Source organism: Roseiflexus sp., from assembly GCF_057785375.1.
Genome location: NZ_JBYNRX010000078.1, coordinates 1 through 17413, shown reverse-complemented (window position 1 = coordinate 17413; position 17413 = coordinate 1). Strand labels below are relative to the sequence as shown.

Here is a 17413-nt window from a genome sequence, read left to right as displayed (position 1 = left end):
TCTGACCTCTCGCCTCTCGCCTCTGACCTCTCGCCTCTCGCCTCTGACCTCTCGCCTCTCGCCTCTGACCGCTCGCCTCTCGCCTCTGCCCTCTCGCCTCTCTCCTCTCACCTCTCTCCTCTCGCCTCTCTCCTCTCGCCTCTGGCCTCGGACCTCTCGCCTCTCGCCTCTCGCCTCTCGCCTCTGACCTCTCGCCTCTCGCCTCTCGCCTCTCGCCTCTCGCCTCTCGCCTCTGACCTCTCGCCTCTCGCCTCTGACCTCTCGCCTCTCGCCTCTGACCTCTCACCTCTCGCCTCTCGCCTCTCGCCTCTTGACATGGCGCGAATGGGCGCTATAATCGGCTCAGGCGTCTCCGTCAGGCGCGCACCCGCACAATCCGGCGTTTGCTGTCCCGGTTGCCAGCAGAGACTATCAGAAGGGGATCATGATGCGCCACGCCGCACGTCTGACCGTCATTGCACTGCTGATTGTCAGTTTGTTCGCTACACCTACGGCGGTTCCCCTCTCCGCACAGGCGGCGGCGCTCTATTTCCCGCGTACCGGGCATCATCTGACCGATGAGCATGGCTTCTTGAGTTTCTGGCGCAGCCATGATGGACCGCGCATGCTGGGGTTTCCTGTTACTGAAGCATTGATGATCGAGGGCGTCGGACCGGCGCAGTACTTCGAGAAGGGGCGTCTCGAGCGGGTCGCTGCTGCCGATGGCGCGCCAATTGTGCGCACCGGCGCGGTTGTCGCTGAATACGTCGCCATCCTCTACCGCACCTTCCCGCCGCGCCCGGATCGTCCGCCGGTCGAGGGGGAACTGTTCTTCAGTGAAACCGGATACAGTGTTCGTGAGCCGTTCATTGGCTTCTGGCAGGCGGCGGGCGGCGTCGATTTCTTCGGCATGCCGATCAGTGAACCGCTGTGGGAGCAGACTGCCGGAGGATACCGGCAGGTGCAGTATTTCGAACGCGCCCGGTTGGAGCGCGTTCCAGCGAGTGCAGGAACGGCCGACGACGTCCAGGTGGGCGATCTGGGGCGCGCACTGGCGGAACTGCGCGGATTGAACATCGCCCCCATCCCCAATCGCGGATTTGAGACGTTTGGACCACCTGCGCCCGCAGCGCCCGATGTTGCGCCGCTCAACGCGCCTGTCGCACCTGCGCTGCAACCCACTGCGCCGCCTGCCACCCGACCTGCGTCCCCGCCCCGTGCAACTGCCACGCCGCGTTCGCCAGCGCCATCTCCGGCAAACCGCGCCCCCGCCGCCACAACGCGCGCAGCAAAGCGGATCGTTGTCAATCTGTCGAAACAGTGGCTCTACGCTTATGAAGATGACCGCCTCGTCTTCGATGCGCCGGTTGCCACCGGGCGCGACGGCATGAACACGCCGACCGGAACATTCCAGATTTATGCGAAACTGCCCAAGCAAACGATGGATGGCGTCACCGATGGCACATACTGGGTCGTGCCGAATGTCCCGCACGTCATGTACTTCTCCGGTGGCGTCGCCCTGCACGGCACCTACTGGCACAACCTCTTCGGCACCGGCGCGCGCCCATCGCACGGCTGCGTCAACCTGCCGTTGAAATCGGCGGCATGGCTGTACGAATGGGCGCCAATCGGCACGCCAGTGCGCGTGACCTACTAACGTATGCCCCCTGAGCGACAACCCATCAAGCCGCTCATTGCACCGATGCGCGCCATGCTTATTGTGGCTGGAGCGCTGGTGTTCATCAGTGGCGTGCAACTCTTCGTGTTTACGGAGCAAACCGACCGATTTTTCGCCTGGACGATCAGGCCGTCGCTGACCGCTGCCTTCCTCGGCGGCGCCTACTGGTCGAGCGTGCTGCTCGAATGGCTGGCGGCGCGTGAAACGCAATGGGCGCACGCGCGCGTCGCTGTAACTGCAGTCCTGGCATTTACGTTGATCACGCTGATCGTCACGCTGACTCACCTGGATCGTTTTCATCTCGCCAGTGATGATCCGCTGACTCGTACAGCTGCCTGGGCATGGTTGATCGTCTACGCCATCGTACCGCCTGTTCTCGCCATTTTGCTGATCATGCAAATGAGGGCGCCTGGGGGCGATCCACCGGTTGTGGCGCCGCTGCCAGCCTGGCTCTGGCCCGTCATTGGGTTACAGGCGGCTGCGCTGCTGACTGTGGGAGCGATGCTGCTGGTTGCGCCTGGCTTCTCTGCCCCGCTCTGGCCCTGGCAGTTGACGCCGCTCACGGCGCGCGCCATCGGCGCGTGGCTGATCGGTCTGGGCATCGCGGCGGCTCAGGTATTGCGCGAGGGTGACATGATGCGGGCGCGCGGCGTACAGATCAGTTCGGCGGCATTCGTGGCGCTCCAGGCAATCGCCCTGGCACGGTACCCTGCCGTGGTTTCCTGGGGCGATCCGCGCCTGTGGGGATACATCCTGTTTCTCGCCAGCATCCTTGTCGTCAGCCTGTACGCCTGGCGTGCAACCAGGCGTTTCAGCGCCTATGATGAACCGCTGCGCGTTGCTCGATAGATCGTCACGCCCGCATCACGACCGGCGGCGGCGAGTTGAGCGCCATCAGGACTGAACGCCAGCGCCAGGACGCCAAACTGCTGCTGAACACGCGCCATCTCCGCGCCGCTTGCCGGGTTCCAGAACTGCACCACACCGGTAGGCGTACCGGTCGCAAGGAGAGCGCCATCAGGCGAGAACGCCAGGGCGGTAAACCAGCCATTTTCCGGTGCAGCCTGAAGACTGCGCTCAGGGACGCCCGTTCGGTAATTCCACATACGCAACATTCCATCAGTGCCTGTCGCAGCGAACAGCGCACCTCCGGGCTGAAACGCGATGCTGGTGATCGAGTTCCGCATGCCGCTCAAGGTCTGAACGCGCTGCCCATCAGCGACACGCCAGATTTCGATGCGCGGGTCGTTCGGTGTGCCGGCAGCAGCCACAAAGTTGCCATCATTGCTGACCGCTATCAGAAATATCGCCGGGAGATCGGTTTGGAGCGACTGGATGAACCTCCCATTCGCCCCATTCCAGAGCGCCACCGTACCATCGCTGGCGCCGGCTGCAATTACCGTGCCGCTCGGATCGGCTGCGATGCAGAGCGGCGTCCCGGTCAATCCGGTCAGATCGCTGGACGTTTCCTGAAGAAAGTCCAGGATGACAACCGTATCCTGCTCAGTGATGGTTGCCAGCCGACCATTCGGCAAAAACGCCAGTGATTGCACCGACGTCGCCGAACCGGCGAACTGACGGGTCTGATCATTCGCCAGCAGCCGCAACTGAATGATCCCGTTGTAGCCAACGGCGCCGAGCACCTCGCTATCGGGCGAAAACACGAGCGATGTCACCAGTCCCAGCCCGATGCGCAGATTCATATCAGGGCGCTGCTGTGTCAGGTCCCAGACGATCACACGCCCTTCCTGATCGCTTACCGACGCCAGCCGCTCACCATTTGGGCTAATAGCGATACCGAAAATGTCGAGACGATGGACATCGAGCACGTCGGTCTGAATGCCGCGTTCGACATCCCAGACGCGCACGGTCGCGTCCAACCCTGCCGAGTAGAGGGTCTTCCCGTCGGGAGAGAATGCCAGTCCACGAATCACGATCCAGTTCGTGTGACCGCGCAACTGATGGATCAGTTGACCGGTTGCAGCATCGATCAGATAGACGACCCCCTCGGTCGAACCGACCGCCAGCGTCTTGCCATCGGGCGAAAACGCAACGCCGGTCGCCCAGTAGCGCAGGTTCGTCGCCGGATCGATTGCCGTGCGAAAACTAAAGCCGCTGATCTCGCGCCCGGATGCCACATCCCATAGTCGCACGCTGCCATCACGCGATGCGGATGCTAACGTCGCACTGTCGGGCGAGAACGTCACACCGCCAATAAACCCGGTATGCCCGCTAAGGGTGGCCACGAGTTGACCGGTTGCAGCATCCCATATGCGCACTGTCTGATCGGTGCTTCCGGACGCGAGCAGCGTACCGCTCGGAGCGAAGGCGAGGCTGCGGATCCAGCCGGTATGACCGCTCAACCGCCGGAGCACTCTGCCGGTCGCTGCATCCCATATACGAATATCGTTATCATCGCTGGCGCCCGACGCCAGCAGGGTGCTGTCGGCAGACCAGGCGAGCGACGTGATTTTGCCGGTATGATCGAACCATGTTCCACGATCGTCGAGGGTTGTGGCATCGCGCAGGCTTACCGCTTCGCTAATCCCTACTGCGATCAAACGCCCATCGGGGGAGTAGGCGACGGGACCAAACACCGACATCGACAACTGGCGCGTCGCCGTGATTGCAGCGACATTCTGTGGCGAGATGGCGTCCGGGCTGAGTTCGGATGTTCCGTTGGCAGGTATCGGTGTGGGGGGTGGTACAGTTGGTTCGGCGCCTGCAGTGCTCGTTGCCGTTGGCGCAACTGTCGCCTCGGGCGACGCTGCTGCTGGCGCCGACGTTGGCGCACCGGCAGCGCCGCTCATACCGAGCATCTGGCGCAACGGACTTCCAGGAAGAAAGACCGCAATCGCCAGACAGACCCCAATTGCGGCGACGGTCAGCAGCACTGCAGAAGTAATGAGACACCCGGTACTCAACCCCTGTCGTTGCGGAGCGGGCGCATAGCCGGCGGGATACCCCTGCGTCGGGTAGGGCGCCGGAGCCGCAGGCGGCGGGTAGGGCGCCGGGGCCGCAGGAACCGGCGCAGGCTCTGCGGGTGCAGGCGCAGCCGCTACAACTGCTGGTGCAGCGGGCGTGACGCTCTCCGGCGGTTGTTGCGGCTGTTCTTCAGCAGAGGCTGATGGCGTCACCTGCGTCAGCACATCAGGACCGAGACCGAGCGAACGCCCGGCCATCATCTGCGCCGTCTCCAGCGCAATGCGCATCTCGCGCGCCTGCTGAAACCGGTTGACCGGACGCAGTTGCAGCGCGCGCAGCAATACCTGCTCGACCAGCGGGGAGATCTGCGGGTTGAGCGATCGGGGACCCGCCAGCGGCATCCCGGCTTCCTGCTGTGCTGGCGTCGGCGGCGCCCAGCCGGTCAGTGCGTGGTACATCAGCGCGCCGATGGTATACACATCGCTGACCGTTGTGGGTTCGGCGTCGGGACGCGAGAGTTCCGGCGCGCGGTATGGCGATGGCGTCTGCCCAATAGGGGTTGCCAGCGTGAAGGGGGTAACCAGAAATGAGCCTTTGTCATTGATCCAGACATCGACGATCGCCAGATCGCCCAGAAACAATGGCGGTCGTTGGCTATGCAGATACTCGAGCAGCAGAAGCAATCGCGTCGCCTGCATCAGCACGTCGGCTTCCGGCAGGGGTCCGCCGCGCGCGCGAATGGCGCGTTCCAGGTCCTGCCCGCTGGGATCGGCGCAGACCATGTAGTAGTGCGCACCCTCCGCAAAATGGTCGCGCAACGGCAGCAATGTCTCGTGCTTCACCGCAGCGATCTGTCTTGCCAGAGTCTCCAGATCGCCCAGCGCTCCTTCAGGCGCCGTGAACCCGGCAACCAGCATCAGTTCACCGCTCTGATCGTCGCGGCAGCGGTAGGTTTTCACGCCGGGGCGCTCATCGACGGTATAGATCACGCGGTAGCGATCACGGATGACTTGCTCGCCTGAACTCATGGAAGCCTCGTTGTGATGCAGATCCTTCACCCATGGCACGTTGCGCCTGTCCCACAGCGCTCACCTTCATACCATCTGAAGCGACTCCGGCGTGCGGTGGACGATCGAGTCAGGAATGCCGTAATCCTTCGCAATCACCCGCGCCGTCATTTTTGCCGACATCATGACTGATGGCGTGCCTCCGCCGGGTTGTACGCTCGCACCAACCAGATAGAGCCGTTCGATGTCCTCGCTCCGGTTATGCGGGCGGAAATATGCCGACTGGATCAACAATGGTTCGACGCCAAAACCATTTCCAAGCCAACTGTTGAGCGTTCCCTCGAAGTAATCGGGTGTGATGCAACTCTTGTGCACCAGGCGATTCATCAGCCCTGGCAGATACCCGCGCTCATCGAGGAAACGGAGCACTTTATCGACAAAGGGTTCCGCCAGGTGCGACCAGTTGAGCCCGGAACTGTTGTTCGGCACGGGCACGAGCGTATATGCTGCGTGGTGGCCGGGAGGCGCCAGGCTCGGGTCGGTGAGCGTCGGAATGTGCAGGTACTGCGAGAAATCGTCTGCCAGCGTCTTGTGATTGAAAATATCTTCCAGCAATCGCTCGTAGCGTGGTCCGAGAATGATGTTGTGGTGGCGCAACTGTGCATCACGTGGATCGGCGCGGAACCCGAAGTAGATGACGATCAGCGACATCGACTGCCGCGCCAGGCGCACCCGCAGATCATTGTTGATCCGCCGGTGTTTCCGGTCAATCAGGCGGAGATAGGTCATCGCATAGTCGCCGTTCGAGACGACCAGATCAACATCGAGGCGCGTGCCATCTGCCAGTTCGACGCCGCGGGCAATGCGGCGTGCGCGCAGACCACGCGGTTCGCGCCCGTGCTCATCGGTCACAATGATCCGGCGCACCTCGCTGTTGTAGCGCATGACCCCGCCCAGGTCCTCGAACTTCCGCACCAGCCCCTGCACCAGCGCGCCGGTGCCGCCGCGAGCGAAATGAATGCCCCATGTCTTTTCGACAAAATGAATCATGGCATAGATTGCCGGAACCTGCAACGGATTGCCGCCGATCAGCAACGGCTCGAAACTGAAGACCTGCTGCATCTTGGGGTTGCGGAAGTAGCGTTTCACGAACGAGAAGAGCGGGCGGACCGCATCGAGACGCACCAGATCAGGGACGACTCGCAACATCGTTCCGATGTCGCCGAAGTACGTGTACCCCAGTTCGAGGAACCCGCGTTTGAAGATCGCTTCGGCAGCAGCGTGGAACTGCTCGTATCCTTCGAGGTCTTCCGGCGCCAGGATGCGGATCTGCTCACGGGTATGTTCTGGATCGCCGTCATAGTCGAAGAAGGTTCCATCATCGAAATAAATGCGATAGAAGGGAAGGATTGGCGTGAGCGTCACATACTTCGATGTGGCAGGACCGCCGCTGATGCCGCTGGTGATGCGCGCACCAGGCGCCAGCACATCCGGCGGAAAGTCGGGCGCAGCCAGATTCGCCGCGTCGCGTTCCAGCGCAAACAATTCTTCGATAAAATGTGGTACGGTGATGACCGTCGGACCCATATCGAAGGTGAACCCATCAACTCGCCGCACATACGCGCGGCCTCCGGGTCCGTCCAGTTTTTCGACAATGGTCGTATCGAACCCCAGGCTTTGCAGGCGAATCCCCATCGCCAGACCGCCAAATCCGGCGCCGATGACAATTGCACGTTTGCGTTCCATAGGTGATATGTATGCTTTCAGTTATGCTATATAGCGTGATCGGGCACGTATCTGAACACCCTGTGCACGCCTTGTATCAGAAAGGAATACGGCATGGGAGCGTTCTATCCCAATTAACTACGCGCCCTGGAACATCACGGATGCGACAGGTGCATCATACCATGAAACGCATCCGGCGCGCTGCGGTGTCTGGTACAATACCAGCACAACCAGCATGCTGTAATAGTGCTGTCAAGGAGGAAGATCATGGCCGCAACATCGGAAACATCAACCACCCTGACGTTGGGCGCCCTGGCGCCCGATTTTACCCTGACCGATACGGTATCTGGCAGGCGGATGTCGCTGAATGATCTGAAATCGTCGAAGGCGACGGTGATCATGTTCATCTGCAATCACTGCCCGTATGTCAAGCATGTTGACCGGGCGCTTGTTCGCCTGGCGCAGGACTACACGCCGCAGGGGGTGGCGTTCATCGCTATCAGTTCCAATGATCCGGTTCAGTACCCGGAGGACGCGCCGGAGAAGATGCGCGAGGAAGCGTTGCGTATCGGGTATCCCTTCCCCTATCTGTTCGACGAAACCCAGGATGTTGCGCGCGCCTATGGCGCAGCCTGCACCCCCGACACCTTCATCTTCGACGGCAATCTGCGCCTGGTCTACCGCGGCCAACTCGACGACACCCGTCCGAGCAGCGGCAGAGAGGCGACCGCCGCCGATGTGCGCGCCGCGCTCGATGCCATTCTGTTGGGTCAACCGGTCAATGCCGTGCAGAAGCCGAGCGTTGGGTGCAGCATCAAGTGGAAAAAGTGACGGTCACCTGGGAGAAGTCCATGCGCTCATACCGCGAAGAACTCTGGTTCAACACCTCTACGCGAGTGGCGTTTGTGCGCATTACCGATCAGGTTGCGGCAGCCGTGCGCAAATCGGGGGTGCGCGAGGGATTGTGCCTGGTAAACGCCATGCACATCACCGCCAGCGTGTTTGTCAACGACAATGAATCCGGCCTATGGCACGACTTTGAACGCTGGCTGGAGAAGCTTGCGCCGCATGCGCCGATCTCGCAGTATCGCCATAACGACACGGGTGAAGACAACGCCGACGCGCACCTGAAGCGCACCATCATGGGGCGCGAGGTGGTGCTGGCGATCACCGACGGCAAACTCGACCTCGGTCCGTGGGAAGAGGTGTTCTACGGCGAGTTCGACGGTCAGCGGCGCAAGCGTGTGTTGATCAAAATCATCGGCGAGTAGCGACCATTACCGTGTCACCGTGTCACCAGCGGCAGGTTGACGCGGTTCGGTCGCTCAATCGTTTCACCGGGGGAATAGGCGAGACCCAGCGGCGACCCGCGGAAGCCAGGGAAGACCTGATCAATCGCCTGGTATCCGCCACGTTTGACGAGGATCTCTGCCAGCACCGCGCGATAGTCGGTGGTGATTGCCAGATCCACGCCGTTGTCGAGTTGCTCGGTCGCCAGTCCGGGCCAGACGCCGTACATCTTCCCGCCGCGAATCCCCTCGCCGAGCACGAGCATCACATTGCCGTGTCCGTGGTCGGTGCCGCCGCTCCGATTGGCTTTGAGCCGCCGTCCAAACTCGCTCATCACCACGACCGTCAGCCGGTCGTGGTAGCGCCAGAGATCGTTGTAGAAGGCGTAGAGCGCTTCGGAAAGCCCTGCGACCAGTTCGGGGAAGATCCAGCTCTGCCCCTCGTGCGTATCCCAGCCGCCGTAATCGACGGTTGCTGCGAGCAACCCGACATCCATTTTGATCAGGCTGGCGACTGTGCGCAGGGCATTCCCCAGGCTGGCGCCGCGTCCGCTTGGATAGGAGACGCCGTTCTCCGGCTTGTAGGGGATGACCCTTCCCTGCGCGTCTCGCGGCAGGCGCTCATTGATCCGGGCAATGGTTGTCAGTGTGGTGCGCCCTGCCTGCTGCACGGGTGAGTCACCGGTGTAGAACGAATCGAGCGCCTGGTTGAGTTGATCGCGGTAGCGCCACGAGTTCCAGCTCAGGTTGAAGGCACTCGGGTCGGTCAGCGCTGCGGCGCCGTTGAATCCAGTCATCGAGAATGGCACGCGCGTTCCGGCAGCGACTGCCGGAAGATACCCGCTTGCGTTGATACCGTTCAGGTAGCGAGCAAGCCAGCCATTCGCCGGTACGCCACTCTCTGGAATTCCGCCTTCCATGTAATCCATCGCTTCAAAGTGACTGCGTGTGCCATTCTTCAAGCCACATGCGTGGACAATTGCCAGTGAGCGGTTGATGTACAGCGAGAGCAGCAGCGTAGCGCGCGGGTGCAGGCGAAAATCGGCGCCCTGGATCTGATTGCCGAAGCTCAGTCCGGCGTTTTGCCCGCTTTCCTCCACCCGCAGTTCGCCACGTGCTCCACGGTAGAATGGGTCGTTCACCGGCGCGACTAGATTGAGGCCGTCGCAGCCGCCACGCAGGAAGACGACCACCAGAATATCGCGGCGAGTCGTATCGCCTGGCTGTGTGAACGCCAGACCGCGAACGGCGCCGCCGGTCATTGCAGCAATCGCTGCGCTGCATCCGACAATAAAGTTGCGTCGTGAGATTGTCATGTGCTCCTCTATCGCAGTTGAAACTCAGGCGTCATTGCAATCAGCGTCACCACGCTCTTGATGCGATCGGCAATCTCTTCGGCGCTGCCGGTCGGCGGCGCGCCCGCAGAGCCATTCTGGCGCATCAGATCAACCAGGCGGGTTGATCGTGGCCGGCGACGGAGAAACCGCCAGCAGGCGCGTAATCCAGAACTCTACAATCTGCCGCGAGGTCAGTCCGGTCGGCGTCTGACCTGGCAGATCGAACGTTGCAGCCTTGAGCCAGGCGCTCTGCAAGTAGTTGATGATATTCCAGCGCCGCAGCATGCCATTTGTACTCAGCCACGCTGCGCTCTCCTCCGGGTGACCGGTTGGCGGTCCCCAGTTGAACATCCGGTATCCCATCTCCTGCAACTGCCAGAACAGATCGGAGTTGGGCGTGACGTCGGCATTGGTGGCGCGCAGGAACGATACGACCACCTCGTATGGGCGCTTGACCTTTCTGCCGAAGGTGTTGGCGAATTCATCCGACAGCAGCAGAGCGCGCACGGTTCTGGCGATCTGATCAGGCGCGTCTTTGTTGGCGAGCCAGACACTTGCCAGATCATTCACCAGCGAGGCGGGCGGGTCATCGGCGAGCAGACGCCGGCAGAGTTTGCGACAGAGATGGCGCGCCGTGCCGGGATGTTCGCTCACTAAGCGAATGACCGTCTCTCCGTCCGATAAGTGTGGCTGGTTGGGATCGATCTCGAAGGCGAGCACTCGTTTCTGCGCGTTGTCGTGCCAGAAATCGACATACGTGAACTCGCCGGTATCCGGCAGGCGGTTACTGCCGCTCACCGTCTGTCCATGAGCAATCGTCCATCCGGTAAATGCGCGCGCCGCTTCATACACATCCTGGTCGATGTATCCGATGGGGTTGCCTGCGAGTGCGCCGGGAACGTCGCGCCAACGGTTGTACAGGTGATTGAGGTAGTTTTCCTGCCCTAGCGTATGCAGTTCGAATAGTTCACGGGCATAGTTCTCATTTGCGGGACCGTCGCGGCTGAAGGCATTGTCCAGGTAGAACGCCATTGCAATGCTCTTCGCCACATCTCGCAGCATATTGCGGAAATTGCCCAGGCAGTGTCGCCGGATCACGTCACGGTCGTAGAGGGGCCAGGTTGCGCTGATGCGCGACTCGGAATAGGCATCGACGTTGAAATGGTTGTGCCAGAACTCGACCAGCACTTCGCGCAACTGCCATTTGCTGTACACAGCGCGGAGCAGCGTCGCCATGCGGACTTCCTCGGCGGGACGGATCCGCTCCTGGTACGCTGGATGCTTCGAGAGGGTCCAGAGTTGCGCCAGGCCCCAGTTTTCGACGATGGTGCGCAACGGGCGCATTTCATCGACTGCGGGATACCCCATCCCGGCGCTGTACCGAATGCGCAGACGCGCTTCGGCAATCTTCTGATTGCACAGCGTATCATCGGCATCGTTCGGGTTCAATTGCTCATCGACGTAGGCAGTGAACCCTATCTGTTGGACCTGTGCCACATCGCCAGGACGCGGTCCATATGCCATCCGATTGAGCGCGATCAGTTCAATGGGAGGTAACGCGGAAGGCGAGATTTGCGTGTGCGTCTGGCGTGTGACGCTGCTGGCGCGCTGCGTGGCAGCGCCGGTCATCCCTGTGCTAGCGAGCGTCACGCCAGCGCCAGGGAAGCGACGCCGTGAAACCGTCATAGCGTGTCTTCTCCTTTTCGAAATCGATATCGCAGACGCTCCCGTTTCGGTGGCGTTGAAGATTACCGGAAACGGGCTGGAAGAACCGCTGTCGAAGTTGTGTCAGCGATGGTTTCAGTTTATATGGGAGTGCGGGTTCTGTGGATGACAGGTGTATCACAAGATCGCCTGGATGATGACCGTCACCACTGGTGCGCCCCACATTGGCCGGGCAAGCGGCGGCGCTGAGGGAGGAGCGCGGCAGGCGCGCAGGCATTGGCCGGGCAAGCGGCGGCGCTGAGGGAGGAGCGCGGCAGGCGCCCAGATGACAGTCATCTACTGATCGCGCAACACATCGATCCGCCTGTCGCCGACGGTGACGATCAGGCGATTGTAGCGCCATACGCCCTCGCGACGCACCGCTTGAACGAGCATTTCGCCCGATCCACGCGGACCTGAAACCGGCAGCGTGACATCTGCGCTGCCACTGCCGTTCGATGTATTGATCGAACCCACTGGCAGCCAGCCGACCTCGAGTGGCGTACCGAGCGCTGCCGTCACCTGGGGATCGCGTTCGGCGCGTGCCAGCGCTTCCTGCACCACATCCGAGTTGCGGATCAGCCCGGTTATGCCAAAGAAGACGCCGCCGAAACAGACCCCGATAAAAATGAAGAGCACGACGCCGATCAAGCAGGAAAGCGGCGTGCATCTCCGGCGGCGCACTGTCACTCTCACCATGGCATTCTCCTTCTGGTCAACGGTGAACCGAGTGCAATGGCAATGGCGATAGCCATGCCGTGGTCGTGAGAAAGGCTCAGGCTGATGTGGTCAATGCGCAACTCGTCGGCGCGCGCCTGGGCTGCGCCGCGAAGGATGACGGTCGGGCGTCCGTGGGCATCGGCTAACGTCTCGATGTCGTGGAACGCAACGCCGCCGGCGCCACCGATGCCGCGCAGACCGACGCCGAGGAGTTTGGCGACGGCTTCCTTGGCGGCCCAACGCGCCGCCAGCGATTCGGCGCGTCCATTGCACAGCGTCGCCTCAGCAGGCGAAAAGATGCGCTGAATGAAGCGATTGCCCCAACGTGCAGTCGCTCGCCGGATTCGTTCCACTGCAACAACGTCGACGCCGGAGTAGATCACGCCGTTACTGCCTGCCGATCAGCGAGATTGCTGTCACTTCCGAGAGATAATCGTGCCCGCGCGCTTCGATGCGAATACTCTGGATATAGCGCGCCTGACGCAGCAGCGAGTCGTCGCGCAACTCGACGTTCAGGCGATACCACTGAAACTGCGGCACCTGTCGGTAGCGGATTTCACCGGCGTCTTCACTGTTCGACACCTCGCCGCTGCCGGTGTAGATGCAGAAATAGCGGCTCAACTCCTGGTCGGTCGGACTGGTGGGCTTGTAGGTGATCCGCACCATGATCGGGCACTCGGAGCCGGCCACCCCGGCGAGTTGCACCGTCTGCGTCAGCACGCGCACCCACATCGTCAGGCGCAACGACGGAAACTCCGATACATCGGCGTCAATGGTCTGCTCGATGCCAACGGTGAATGGACGGGTTTGCAACCCATCACGGCGAAACTGCCCAATGGCGACCTGATCTTCCGGCGTGCAGAAATCGGGCGTTTCCGGGCGACAGGAGCGCACAACCGTGAACCGTCCGTTGTGTTCTTCGGGGGCCATGCCAGGAGCATTTGGAATAGCGTATTTGCGCCATGTGAGGGAGGTCTGATCATACTGGTTCTGCGCCCGGTACTGTTCGAAGCCGCCATCATGGATCAACTCCCAGCGCGCTTCACCAGGTCCAAAAAGCGCACCAGCGGTATCGATCTGCGCCAGTTGCCCCGGTTGCACGTCGAGCGTCTGTCCCTGATGATCGACCCTGGCGAGACCGGAGCGTACCGCGACTTCGATCCAGAGCGGCTCACCGGTTCCGGCCAGGGCAGGCAGCGAGTGCGCTGCTCCGGTCAGCACATTAATCGAATAACTGCCGCCAGGATCGAGATGCACGCGCGTCCCATCCCCAACCTCCACGATGTACGCGACCTGGTCATACGGCTGACCGGCGGCAATGTCGTAGCGGAGATACCCTGCGTTTTGCCGCAGCACGACTTCCAGACGCCCATTGTGCCAGGTCGTTGTGCGATAACTGGCGAGTGCCAGTTCGGCGCCATCGGGATGCGCCCAGAAATCGATCTGCGTCTGGTCGGCGAGGACCAGCGATGCAACCGGACCATACCCTGCCTCGGCTTTGGTGCGGATGACGCTTCCTTCGGCGACCGTTGCGCAGATATCGAGTTCACCGGGACAGGGATCACGCTCTAGCGGCAGACGTTCGATACTCTCGGCAACGAGGCGACCGCGCGGTTGAATCGAAACGCCGGCATTCACGTGACTGCGCAGAGTCGCCCCTTCCACCGGCGTCGTCGCCGTCGAATAGTAACGCCAGCCGCCATATCCGCCAACAGCCACGAGCATGCAGAACAGCCCGAAGAATGCCAGCATCCACGTCCACGCGACGCGCTGGTAGTAGGTCTGGTTTGGTGATGGCTTTGCGATGTGCGTCATACTGATTCGAGCAGGCTGAAGCGGCGGGTTCGCCGCTTTGGAGCGGGCTAATACGTCGGCAGATACCGGTCGAGTTCCCACTGACTGATCGAATGGCTGTACTCTTCCCATTCGCGCGCCCGCGCTTCGATAAAGCGCTCAAGAATATGCGGACCGAGCGCTTCGCCAATCACCTCATCGCGCTGCAACTCCTCAAGCGCCATACCGAGCGTTGACGGCAGGACCTCAAACTGGCGCGCGCGCAGATCGACCTCGAACAGGTCTTCCTCGACCGGCGGCGGCAACGGCAGTTCGCGCCGGATACCGTCGAGACCGGCAGCCAGAATGACTGCCAGCGCCAGATACGGGTTGCATGACGGATCGGCGCAGCGCAGCTCGACCCGCGCCGACTGGGGACGATTCGTGCTGATGCGCGGCACCCGCACCAATTGCGCGCGATTCGTGCGTCCCCAGATCAGGTACACCGGCGCCTCGAAACCGGGCACCAGGCGCTTGTACGAGTTCACCAGCGGCGCCAGCACCGCGATCATGCCGCGCGCGTGCGCCAGCAGACCGGCGACGAAATGGCGCGCCAGATGCGAGATGCAATAGGGATCGTGCGCATCGAAGAAGAGGTTCTTGCCACTCGCTCCATCTGCAAGGCTCAGGTGCATGTGCAGACCATTCCCGTTCAGATGGGCAATCGGCTTGGGCATGAATGTTGCATACAGGTTGTGTTGTTGCGCCACTGCCTTGAGTGTCGAGCGCATCGTCACCAGATGATCGGCGGCGCGCAGCCCTTCGGCATGCCGCAGGTCGATCTCGTGCTGACCGAGCGCGCCTTCGTGGTGTGTCGCCTCGACCTCGATGCCAAACGCGCTGAGGGCGCGCACCATACGACGGCGGATGTGCGTCGCTGCATCGGTGGTTGCATCGAAATACCCGGCGACATCGTGCGGGATCAGTGCCGGACGACCATCAGGACGGGAGCGGAACAGAAAGAACTCGACCTCTGGACCAACGTAGAAGGTCATGCCCATACGGTGCGCCGCATCGAGTGCACGTCGCAGCGCGTAGCGCGGATCGCCTGCAAATGGCTTACCCTCCGGCGTCTGCACGTCGCAGATCATGCGCGCCGTCACGAAACCTGCCGCTTCGTCCCATGGAATGATCGCAAAGGTTGCGAGATCGGGGACAAGGTACATATCGCTCTCAGCAACGCGGGCAAACCCTTCGAGCGATGAACCATCGAACCAGACGCCGTGATCGAGGCAGTCAGGCAGTTCTGACACCGGAATAGTGACATTCTTCACCATACCGACGATGTCGGTATACTGGAGGCTGATAAACTCGACATTTCGTTCAGCAGCGTGTTTGAGGATTGTCTCACGAGTGACCGTCATTGTTGCACCCGCTGATACAATATCTGATACCGTCCATCGCGCGCACCGCGGGTAACGATGCGATACCGCAGCGTGCCGGTCTCATCGAGTCGTACAGCGCCAGTTCGTGACACCTGGTCGCCAGGGCGACTCTGAACAGTAAAGGCGACGCTTCCGCCGGCGTTCAGCATGTCGAGGCGCATCTCTCCCTGTTGCAGTTCGAGGATGACGATCGTCCGCAGCATCGCCGCACCGTCGCCGACGGGGATAGCGTACTCTTCCGTCCCTTCCGCACCAAGAAAGGTGCGGGTCACATTTCCCGAATCGGGGCGCACATCAGCCGACAGGCGATCGCCAGAGACGAGCATGCACGCCGGCAGAAGCAGCATTGCCAGGAGACCGATCAGCGTCACACGGATTGTAGAGGAAAACCACGACAATCGCACGTCCTACCCATACGACTCAGGGCGATCATTGGCATTGTAGGTCGCCTCTTCCGGTACCAGCTTCAGGCGTAGCGGACGGCGCGCTTCGACATACAGATTACTTTCACAGTCGGTGCATACCAGGCGCGTCCCAGGCGTGACATACTCTTGCAGCGCCAGTGTTCGCCCGCACACCGGGCATTTTGTCGTTTCGAGCGGCATAGTCAGCATCGCAATGCAGCGACAGGTCAATCCTGCATAAACAACGACTCAACGAACGTTTCCGCATCGAACAGCGCCAGATCGGTCATTTTTTCGCCCGTGCCGATGTACCGGATTGGGCGCTCGATATCCTGCGCAATGGCGAAGGCGATCCCGCCTTTAGCGGTGCCGTCGAGTTTGGTGACTGCCACATCAGTCACATCGACCGCTTTCAGGAACGATTTCGCCTGAAGCACGCCATTCTGGCCCGTTGTTGCATCGATGACCAGCAGCACTTCGTGTGGCGCATCGGGAAACGTGCGCCGGATGATGTTGCGCAACTTTTGCAGTTCCAGCATCAGGTTGGTTTTGGCGTGCAGGCGCCCGGCGGTGTCGATGATCAGCACATCGACATCTCCCCCGGCGACGGCTTCGATGGCGTCATACACGACCGCACCAGGGTCGGCGCCTTGACCACGCGAGATGACCGGCACACCGACGCGCTCTGCCCATGTTTCGAGTTGCTCGGTTGCGGCGGCGCGGAAGGTATCGCCAGCCGCAAGCAGAACGCGCTTGCCGAACTGATTCTTCAGGCGATACGCCAGTTTGGCGATCAGGGTCGTTTTACCCGCGCCATTGACGCCGACGACCAGCATAATGTAGGGATTCGCGTTGATCGGCTGGCGCCGCTCCTGTTCCTGCAACACACGCACCATTTCCGCTTTCAGCATATCGCGCGCCTCACGCGCCCGTTTGACGCCGTAGCGATTGCAGCGGTCCTTGGTGCGGTTGACCAGGTACATCGTCGTTTCGACGCCGACGTCCGCCTGGATCAGCAACGCCTCAAGGTCGTCCCATAGTTCATCGGTGATCGGTTCGTCGGTGGCGAACAGACTGGCGATTTGACCGAAGAGGCCACGGCGCGCTTTCGCAGTCGCCTGGTCGATCTTCTGCTCTTCCTGTCTGGCTTCTTCCTCGGTACGCGGCGCATCCTGACCACGCCCGAACATGCGCTTGAAAAATCCCATGCCTTCCTCTCGTTCCGCACTTCGCCAGCGCAACTCTCTGCGCGGTATTGTACCACGCTGCGGGACTTAAGGTGACTGTTCCCACATGCGGGTGCGAGTGGAACAATTGCTCACCGCCGAGGTCATCGACAGGCGCCGATGGAGAGGGTCCGGTCTTAGAGATCGATCACCCAAAACCTGGACAATCAAGGACGTGGAGCAGCGGACGTTGGCTGAGCC

16 protein-coding genes are annotated in these 17413 nt (G+C 61.4%); 4 read left to right on the top strand and 12 right to left on the bottom strand.

Going from position 1 to position 17413, the window contains the following annotated elements; all coding sequences use genetic code 11:
- Positions 1-424: 424 nt before the first annotated feature.
- Together AC3EA7_RS13785 and AC3EA7_RS13780 are read left to right on the top strand one after the other, a co-directional pair.
- Complete coding sequence (locus tag AC3EA7_RS13785) at positions 425-1636, top strand: L,D-transpeptidase (RefSeq protein WP_488614639.1); 1212 nt, start codon at positions 425-427, stop codon at positions 1634-1636.
- A gap of 3 nt (positions 1637-1639) precedes the next feature.
- A complete protein-coding gene (locus tag AC3EA7_RS13780; RefSeq protein ID WP_488614638.1) occupies positions 1640-2506 on the top strand; it encodes a hypothetical protein in 867 nt (288 codons plus the stop codon).
- Here the strand turns inward: AC3EA7_RS13780 and AC3EA7_RS13775 are convergent.
- Complete coding sequence (locus AC3EA7_RS13775; RefSeq protein ID WP_488614637.1) at positions 2476-5610, bottom strand: WD40 domain-containing protein; 3135 nt, start codon at positions 5608-5610, stop codon at positions 2476-2478. The two genes, AC3EA7_RS13780 and AC3EA7_RS13775, sit on opposite strands and share 31 nt — an antisense overlap.
- 66 nt (positions 5611-5676) lie before the next feature.
- Positions 5677-7335, bottom strand: a complete 1659-nt coding sequence (crtI, locus tag AC3EA7_RS13770) for a phytoene desaturase family protein (RefSeq protein ID WP_488614636.1) — start codon at positions 7333-7335, stop codon at positions 5677-5679.
- Positions 7336-7581: 246 nt separating this feature from the next.
- On the opposite strand from crtI, the gene AC3EA7_RS13765 reads away from it, so the two are divergent.
- Both AC3EA7_RS13765 and AC3EA7_RS13760 read left to right on the top strand, forming a co-directional pair.
- Entirely contained in the window at positions 7582-8145 is a 564-nt protein-coding gene (locus AC3EA7_RS13765) for a thioredoxin family protein (protein ID WP_488614635.1), read from the top strand.
- 20 nt (positions 8146-8165) lie between these two features.
- Entirely contained in the window at positions 8166-8585 is a 420-nt protein-coding gene (locus AC3EA7_RS13760) for a secondary thiamine-phosphate synthase enzyme YjbQ (RefSeq protein WP_488614634.1), read from the top strand.
- A 14-nt stretch (positions 8586-8599) separates the two neighbouring features.
- Here AC3EA7_RS13760 and AC3EA7_RS13755 read toward each other — a convergent pair whose 3' ends face one another.
- The 10 genes from AC3EA7_RS13755 to ftsY form a co-directional block, all read right to left on the bottom strand.
- On the bottom strand, positions 8600-9919 hold the full coding sequence (locus tag AC3EA7_RS13755) for a DUF1501 domain-containing protein (protein ID WP_488614633.1): 1320 nt from the start codon (positions 9917-9919) through the stop codon (positions 8600-8602).
- 129 nt (positions 9920-10048) lie between these two features.
- A complete protein-coding gene (locus tag AC3EA7_RS13750) occupies positions 10049-11626 on the bottom strand; it encodes a DUF1800 domain-containing protein (RefSeq protein WP_488614632.1) in 1578 nt (525 codons plus the stop codon).
- Positions 11627-11782: 156 nt separating this feature from the next.
- Positions 11783-11941, bottom strand: coding sequence for a hypothetical protein (locus AC3EA7_RS13745; RefSeq protein WP_488614631.1), 159 nt, complete (start codon positions 11939-11941; stop codon positions 11783-11785).
- Positions 11942-12343: a cytochrome c oxidase assembly factor Coa1 family protein gene (locus tag AC3EA7_RS13740; protein ID WP_488614630.1), complete on the bottom strand. Its 402-nt coding sequence runs from the start codon at positions 12341-12343 to the stop codon at positions 11942-11944.
- Entirely contained in the window at positions 12337-12747 is a 411-nt protein-coding gene (gene acpS, locus AC3EA7_RS13735) for a holo-ACP synthase (protein ID WP_488614629.1), read from the bottom strand. The genes AC3EA7_RS13740 and acpS overlap by 7 nt, the downstream gene beginning before the upstream one ends.
- A gap of 4 nt (positions 12748-12751) precedes the next feature.
- Positions 12752-14179: a hypothetical protein gene (locus AC3EA7_RS13730; RefSeq protein ID WP_488614628.1), complete on the bottom strand. Its 1428-nt coding sequence runs from the start codon at positions 14177-14179 to the stop codon at positions 12752-12754.
- 47 nt (positions 14180-14226) lie between these two features.
- Entirely contained in the window at positions 14227-15561 is a 1335-nt protein-coding gene (locus AC3EA7_RS13725; RefSeq protein WP_488614627.1) for a glutamine synthetase family protein, read from the bottom strand.
- Entirely contained in the window at positions 15558-15980 is a 423-nt protein-coding gene (locus AC3EA7_RS13720) for a hypothetical protein (RefSeq protein ID WP_488614626.1), read from the bottom strand. Before AC3EA7_RS13720 ends, AC3EA7_RS13725 begins: the two co-directional genes overlap by 4 nt.
- A 9-nt stretch (positions 15981-15989) precedes the next feature.
- A complete protein-coding gene (locus AC3EA7_RS13715) occupies positions 15990-16187 on the bottom strand; it encodes a hypothetical protein (protein WP_488614625.1) in 198 nt (65 codons plus the stop codon).
- A 26-nt stretch (positions 16188-16213) separates the two neighbouring features.
- Complete coding sequence (gene ftsY, locus AC3EA7_RS13710) at positions 16214-17194, bottom strand: signal recognition particle-docking protein FtsY (RefSeq protein ID WP_488614624.1); 981 nt, start codon at positions 17192-17194, stop codon at positions 16214-16216.
- Between the last annotated feature and the right edge of the window lie 219 nt (positions 17195-17413).